Annotated in this window: 6 protein-coding genes; 5 read left to right on the top strand and 1 reads right to left on the bottom strand. The window is 69.7% G+C overall.

The features are described 5' to 3' along the window. Positions 1-96 precede the first annotated feature (96 nt). Positions 97-666 (bottom strand): NUDIX domain-containing protein, encoded by a 570-nt coding sequence (locus AB0M48_RS45450; RefSeq protein ID WP_363855603.1) that lies wholly within the window; start codon positions 664-666, stop codon positions 97-99. Positions 667-773: 107 nt separating this feature from the next. On the opposite strand from AB0M48_RS45450, the gene AB0M48_RS45445 reads away from it, so the two are divergent. The 5 genes from AB0M48_RS45445 (at position 774) to prcA (ending at position 6726) form a co-directional block, all read left to right on the top strand. Then, the gene (locus AB0M48_RS45445; protein ID WP_363855600.1) at positions 774-3164 is read left to right on the top strand and encodes an ABC transporter permease; all 2391 of its coding nucleotides are present in this window, start codon (positions 774-776) and stop codon (positions 3162-3164) included. Positions 3165-3261: 97 nt separating this feature from the next. Further along, positions 3262-4755: a depupylase/deamidase Dop gene (gene dop / locus AB0M48_RS45440; RefSeq protein ID WP_363855597.1), complete on the top strand. Its 1494-nt coding sequence runs from the start codon at positions 3262-3264 to the stop codon at positions 4753-4755. A gap of 79 nt (positions 4756-4834) precedes the next feature. Continuing rightward, entirely contained in the window at positions 4835-5029 is a 195-nt protein-coding gene (locus AB0M48_RS45435) for a ubiquitin-like protein Pup (protein ID WP_030477124.1), read from the top strand. A 49-nt stretch (positions 5030-5078) separates the two neighbouring features. Then, positions 5079-5927, top strand: a complete 849-nt coding sequence (gene prcB / locus AB0M48_RS45430; RefSeq protein ID WP_363855593.1) for a proteasome subunit beta — start codon at positions 5079-5081, stop codon at positions 5925-5927. 34 nt (positions 5928-5961) lie between these two features. After that, positions 5962-6726 (top strand): proteasome subunit alpha, encoded by a 765-nt coding sequence (gene prcA, locus AB0M48_RS45425; protein WP_363855590.1) that lies wholly within the window; start codon positions 5962-5964, stop codon positions 6724-6726. Positions 6727-6967 lie beyond the last annotated feature (241 nt).

Below are 6967 nucleotides of genomic sequence, written 5' to 3'. Positions count from 1 at the left end.
GTCCGGCCGCTGTTCCGAAACCCTCCCGCCCCGGCCCAGGACGCCCCGCCGGACAACCCAACCACCAGCCCGCAACACGACACGACGTCCACACCGTCACCAGCACCAACAAACAGAAACCCCAGCACGGCAACAAGAAGAAGTCCACCAACCCACGACCCCGCCGAACAGGTTAAAACTCAAGCTAGACAACCACTCCCGGCCGATCGCGCGGCCGTCCGGCACGAGCGGCCAGCCGGGGTCCTCGATCTTCCCGCGCAGCTCGGCCACGTCCATCCACCCGCCCCAGGCGACCTCCTCGGGCTGGTGGGTGAACGGGCCGTCGCTGCGCGTCTCGTAGACCCACGCGTGGTAGCGCGTCAGCTCGTCGACGTAGGTGGTGCGGAAGAGCGGGGTCAGCGGGGTCTCGACGCCGAGCTCCTCGCGCAGCTCGCGGACCGCCGCCTCGTCCGGGGTCTCGCCCGCGTCGATCACGCCGCCCGCCGAGAAGTCGTACAGGCCGGGGAAGATGTCCTTGGTGTCCGTGCGGCGGTGCACGTAGACCCGTTCGCCGTCGCCGGAGAACACCACGGTCAGGACGCAGCCGTGCCAGAGGTTCTCCGCGCGCATCCGCTCGCGGGTCACCTCGCCGATCACGTTCGCGGCCTCGTCGTAGAGGTTGATCATCCCCGTGTCCTCCTGTGGTCGTACGCGAGCCTGCTACCCCAGTCCGACGCCCGCTGATCGCCTTCCTTCCTACCTTCGTGAACGTCAGACGTCACCGAGGAGGATTCGTGTCCACTTCCCTGCGGCTCGGCATCGCCGAGTTCCGCGCCCGGCCGGGCCGCGCGCTGCTGCCCGGCGTCGCGCTCGTCGTCGGCGTGGCCTGCCTGCTGGCCGCCCTGGTGCTGAGCGACGCGCTCACCCGGTCGGTCGACGAGGGCGCGCCCCTCACACCGTCGTCGGTGAGCCACGTGGTGGACACCAAGCCCGCCGAGTACGGGACCGCCGAGGAGAACCGGCCCAAGCTGGACGACGCGGTGCTGGCCAAGCTCTCCGGCGTCGGCAGGGCGGTACCGGTGCAGGTGGCGCAGGCCGATCTGCTGGACGCGAACGGCCGTGCGGGACAGCACCGGGCCGAGGTGCACGTCCAGCAGCCGGACCTGGTGCGCTGGCCGCTGGCCGAGGGCAAGGCCCCGGCGGCGAACGGCGAGGTCGCCGTCGACAAGATCACCGCCTACGAGCGGGGGCTGAAGCCCGGCGACAGGATCGAGCTCGCCGCCGCGGACGGCAGGCCGGTCGAGGTGACCGTCAGCGGGATCATGAAGAAGGGCGGGATGGACGCGCGGCCGATCCTGGTCGCCGGTCCGGACCTGGCGCGCGCTCTCGACCCGGCGCCGTTCACCAAGGAGATCTGGGTGCTCGGCGGTGCGCGGGACGCCGTCAAGGCCGCGGCGGGCGCCTCGTACGTCGTGTGGGACCCGGCACCGGACGCCGACAGCATCGGCAACGACCTGATGTTCATCCTGCTGCCGTTCAGCGTGCTCGCACTGGCCACGGCGGTCTTCGTCGCGGCGGCCACGTTCCGCGCGGTCTACGCGCAACGGCAGCGGCAGACGGCGTTGCTGCGGTGCATCGGTGCCCAGCGAGGGCCTTTGGTGCGCAGGAGCCTGTTCGAGGCGTTCGTGACGGGGACGGTGGCGGGCGTCGCAGGGGCGTTGCTCGGCGGGCCGATGGCGTGGCTGCTGGCGCGGACGTTCGACGCCACCGGCATCTCGGCGCTGTTCGGCGCGGTGGAGCTGAGCCCTGAGCTGCTGCCGTCGACCGGTTACGTGATCCTCGGGGTCGCCGTCGCCGCTCTGCTGAGCGTGATGGCGGCTGTTCGTCCCGCGATCAACGCCGCGCGTGTGTCGCCGTTGGCCGCTCTGCGTGACGCGGACAGCGAGGTGCCGCCTCGCTCCGTTCGCCGCCTTCGGCTCGTGTTCGGTGTTCTGTTCACCGGTGGTGCCGCGTTGCTCGCGATGCTGGCCATCGCCGCCAAGGGCACGGTCGCAGCTCCTCTCTCCGTGACGTTCTCCGCGATCGCCGCGGTGACCGGGCTGTTCTGGATCCTCGGCCCCGTCACGGTGCCGTTGATCGCGCGGCTGTTCGGCAAGATCGGCGGTACGCAGTGGAAGCTCGCCGGCGCCGAGGTGCGCCGGATGCCGCAGCGGTCGGCGGCCGTGGCGCTGCCGTTGCTGCTGGCCAGCTCGATGGTGACGTTCTTCCTGGTCCTGCTGGGCGGCGCGCAGGAGATGACGTACCAGTTCGCCAACGAGGAACGCCCGGACGCGACCGTGGTGGACGCGGGCGACCGCCCGTTGCCGGAGATCCCCGCGCAGCCGGACGTGGCCGCGAGCGTCGTGCTGCACAAGACCTCGGACAGCGCCGCGAGCGTCGACCCCGAGGAGTTCAAGGCCTGGCTCAAGGCGCAGAACGTGTCCGGTGCCGAGCAGCTCACCGCCGGGACCGCGATCGTCCCGCCGCACTGGGAGGACCGGCCGTTCGTCGAGGCCGACGGCACGCAGTACAAGGTCGTGGGCACGATCCCCGGCAGCATCACCGGCTACGTCCCGATCATCGCCGGGCCCACCTCGGGACCCGCCGAGAAGGTGCTCGTCGCGTTGAAGCCCGGCGTCGACCCCGCCCGGTTCCGGGCGGGACTGCAGGCCGCGCTGCCGAACAACCCGACCGTGCTCGTGCAGACCGACGCGGACGAGCGCGCCGAGGCGGACCGGTACATGCACCTGGGCACCGTGCTGATGATGGTCCTGCTCGGGCTGTCCGTGGCGGTCGCCGTGACCGGCATCGGCACCGCGCTGACCATCTCCGTGCAGGAGCGCCGCAAGGAGCTCGCGCTAAGGCGCGCCTTGGGTGTCACTAGGGGCGGGCTGCAGGGCGGAGTCATCGCTGAAGCGATCATGCTGGCCCTGGTCGGCGTGATCGGTGGCGGAGTGCTCGGGTTCGTCTACGCGGAAATCGCGATCCTCTCGACCGGCATCGAGATGTCGCTGCCCGGTCTGCAGGTCGTGTTGCCGCTGGTCATCGGCGCGATGGCGGTCGTGGTGCTCGCGGTGCTGGCGGCGTTCGGGCCCTCTCGCGGCGCGTCGCGAATTCGTCCGGCGGCCGGACTCGCCTCCGGCTGAACCCCCGGATCGGGCATCCGGGTGAATAGGGTGGGGGGAGCTTCAACGCGAGGCTCCCCACACGCTTGTGCCGGGGTCAGGTCATAAGGTGTTGCGCATGCGGCGGATCATGGGAACCGAGGTCGAGTACGGCATCTCAGTGCCGGGTGACGCGACCGCCAACCCGGTGCTCACTTCGACACAGGTGGTGCTCGCGTACGCGGCGGCGGCGGACATACCGCGCGCCAGGCGGGCGCGGTGGGACTACGAGGTGGAGTCACCGTTGCGCGACGCGCGGGGGTTCGACCTGGGATCGCCCGGCGGGCATCCCGCCGACTCCGACGTCGAGGACCTGGGCGCGGCGAACGTCATCCTCACCAACGGCGCGCGGCTCTACGTCGACCACGCGCACCCCGAGTACTCGGCTCCCGAGGTCACCAACGCGCGTGACGCGGTGATCTGGGACAAGGCCGGGGAGCGGGTGATGGAGGAGGCCGCGATCAAGGCCGCCTCCGTGCCGGGCCAGCCCCGCCTGCAGCTGTACAAGAACAACGTCGACGGCAAGGGCGCGTCGTACGGCACGCACGAGAACTACCTGATGCAGCGCTCGACGCCGTTCACGGCCGTCATCGCGGGCCTCACGCCGTTCTTCGCGTCGCGCCAGGTCATCACGGGTTCCGGCCGCGTGGGCATCGGGCAGTCCGGCGAGGAGGCCGGCTTCCAGCTCTCGCAGCGCTCCGACTACATCGAGGTCGAGGTCGGCCTGGAGACGACGCTCAAGCGCGGCATCATCAACACGCGCGACGAGCCGCACGCGGACGCGGACAAGTACCGCCGCCTGCACGTCATCATCGGCGACGCGAACCTGGCCGAGTACTCCACGTTCCTCAAGGTCGGCACCACGTCCCTGGTGCTCGACATGATCGAGGCCGGGCAGCGGTTCGACGACCTGCGCATGGTCGACCCGGTGCGCGCGGTGCACCAGATCAGCCACGACCCGACCCTGAAGACCAAGGTCGAGATGACCGGCGGGCGCAAGTTCACCGGCCTCGACGTGCAGTTCGCCTACCACGAGCGCGCACTGGCCTTCGTCGAGAAGGAAGGCGTCGGCGACCGCGAGGTCCTGCGGATCTGGGGCGAGGTGCTCGACGCGCTGGCCCGCGACCCCGCGGAGTGCGCCGACCGGCTCGACTGGGTCGCGAAGCTGCGGCTGCTCGAGGGCTACCGGCAGCGCGACGGCCTGGAGTGGGGCGCGGCCCGGCTCAACCTGGTCGACCTGCAGTACTCCGACGTCCGCCTCGACAAGGGCCTCTACAACCGCCTGGTCGCGCGCGGCTCGATGAAGCGGCTCGTGAGCGAGGAAGAGGTCCGCGCGGCCATCACCACGCCGCCTGAGGACACGCGTGCGTACTTCCGCGGCCGGTGCCTGGAGCGCTACCCGACCTCGGTCGCGGCCGCGTCGTGGGACTCGGTGATCTTTGACCTCGGTCGAGAATCCCTCGTGCGAATTCCGACGCTGGAACCGCTTCGCGGGACGAAAGCGCACGTCGGAGCCCTTCTGGAGGCATCTGAGACCGCCGAGCAACTGGTGGACGCCCTGACTCGCGGGTGATCGTCTACCCGAGTGGCTCAGGGTTTTTGTCGGTGCCGCTGGGTAGTGTTCTTGTCAGGCGAGCAAGTGGGAGGCCGAGATGTCCCAGGAACAGAAGCAGCACCAGGGCGGTGGCGACGGAGACGACGGCGCGGACGACGCCGCCGGCGCCGGTCAGGAACGCCGCGAGAAGCTCGGCGAGGACGTGGACGCGATCCTCGACGAGATCGACGACGTGCTCGAGGAGAACGCGGAGGACTTCGTCCGCGCATACGTGCAGAAGGGTGGTCAGTAGGCCTTCGGGGGCCTGTTGACCACCTCGGGGACGGGAGAACAACCAACACATGAACAACAGCTCGACCGGGCGTTACCCGGCCGCGGCGCTGCCCTCGGCGTACCTCACGCCGGGCTCGTCGTCGTTCACGGACTTCCTGCGGGCACAGGCACCCGACATGCTGCCTGGTGCCCGGAAGCTCCCGGAGGGGACCGTCCAGGCCCCGCACGGGACGACGATCGTCGCGGCCACCTACAAGGGTGGTGTCGTGATCGCCGGCGACAGGCGCGCGACGATGGGCAACGTGATCGCCCAGCGCGACATGAAGAAGGTCTTCGTGACCGACGACCACTCGGCCGTCGGCATCGCGGGCACGGCGGGCATCGCGATCGAGATCGTGCGCCTGTACACGGTGGAGCTGCGCCATTACGAGAAGATCGAGGGCGTGCCGCTGTCGCTGGACGGCAAGGCGAACCGCCTCTCGGCGATGATCAGGGGCAACCTCGACGCGGCCATGGCCGGCCTCGCCGTGGTGCCCCTCTTCGCCGGGTACGACACCTCGGCGACCGACTCGGACCGCGCCGGCCGCATCGTGTCCTACGACGTCACCGGCGGCCGTTACGAGGAGTCGCAGGGCTACCAGGCCGTCGGCTCGGGCTCGCTGTTCGCGAAGTCGGCGCTCAAGAAGCTGTACGACCCGGACGCGGACGTCGAAGCCGCGATCCGCTCCGTCGTCGAAGCGCTCTACGACGCGGCGGACGACGACTCGGCGACAGGTGGCCCGGACCCGGTCCGCCGTCTCTACCCGATCGTCGTCACCATCAACGGCGCCGACGGTGCCGTCGAGGTACCGGAACCCCAGGTCGCCACGATCGCCGACGCGGTCGTCGAAGGCCGCAGGTCCCGCCCCGCAGGCTGAGTCCCCCACACGTTCGACGTCAGGAGCACCACCCATGACGATGCCGCTGTACGCATCGGCAGAGCAGGTGATGCGCGACCGCTCGGAGTACGCCCGCAAGGGCATCGCCAGGGGTCGCAGCGTCATCGTGCTCAAGTACGCCGACGGCATTCTCTTCGTCGCGGAGAACCCCTCCAGCACGCTGCACAAGGTCTCGGAGATCTACGACCGCATCGGCTTCGCCGCGGTGGGCCGCTACAGCGAGTTCGAGAACCTCCGCCAGGCCGGGATCCGGTTCGCCGACGTCCGCGGGTACCAGAACGACCCGCGCGACGTGACCTCCCGTTCGCTGGCCAACGTCTACGCCACCACGCTGGGCACCTACTTCACCGAGCAGATCAAGCCCTTCGAGGTGGAGATCGCGGTGGCCGAGGTCGGCGACACCGCCGCTTCGGACACGTTGTACCGGTTGACCTACGACGGGTCCATCGTGGACGAGCCCCAGTACATCGTGATGGGTGGCACCGTCGATGCCGCCAACACGGCGTTGAAGGAGTCCTTCGCTGACGGGCTGTCGTTGGCTGAGGCCGTACCGGTCGCGGTGAAGGCGTTGTCCGCTGGGTCTTCGTCCACCGGGACCAGTGCGTCTGAGATCCTTCCCGCCGCCAAGCTCGAGGTGGCGGTGCTGGAGAGGGCTCGGCCTCGGCGGGCGTTTCGGCGGATCGCCGGGGCGGCTTTGGACGGGCTGTTGCCTGCTCCTACCAAGGACGGCAAGGCTGTTGAGGATGTTGAGCTGCCTTCTGGGGATGAGTCCAAGTAGGTTGCTTTGCGATTGGCCCCTGGCTTTTGCTGGGGGCCTTTTGCGTTGGTTTGGTTGCGGTTGCGTGCTTCCCCGTGGGGGCTCTGCCCCCAGACCCCCGGCAATCTGATCGGGGGTGGCGCCGCCCGTAGGTAGATGGCACGCCTGTTGCTTTGGGCGGCTGCCGGTTGGTTAGAGGGTGCGTTGGCGGTGGGGTCCCGTCACGAGCCGCACCAAGAGCAAGAGCTGTGGCGCGGCTCGT

It is taken from the genome of Lentzea sp. NPDC051208 (assembly GCF_040682435.1).
Lineage (GTDB): Bacteria > Actinomycetota > Actinomycetes > Mycobacteriales > Pseudonocardiaceae > Lentzea > Lentzea kristufekii.
Note: the sequence above shows the minus strand (reverse complement) of the source record. Positions and strands in the feature narration are given on the sequence as shown.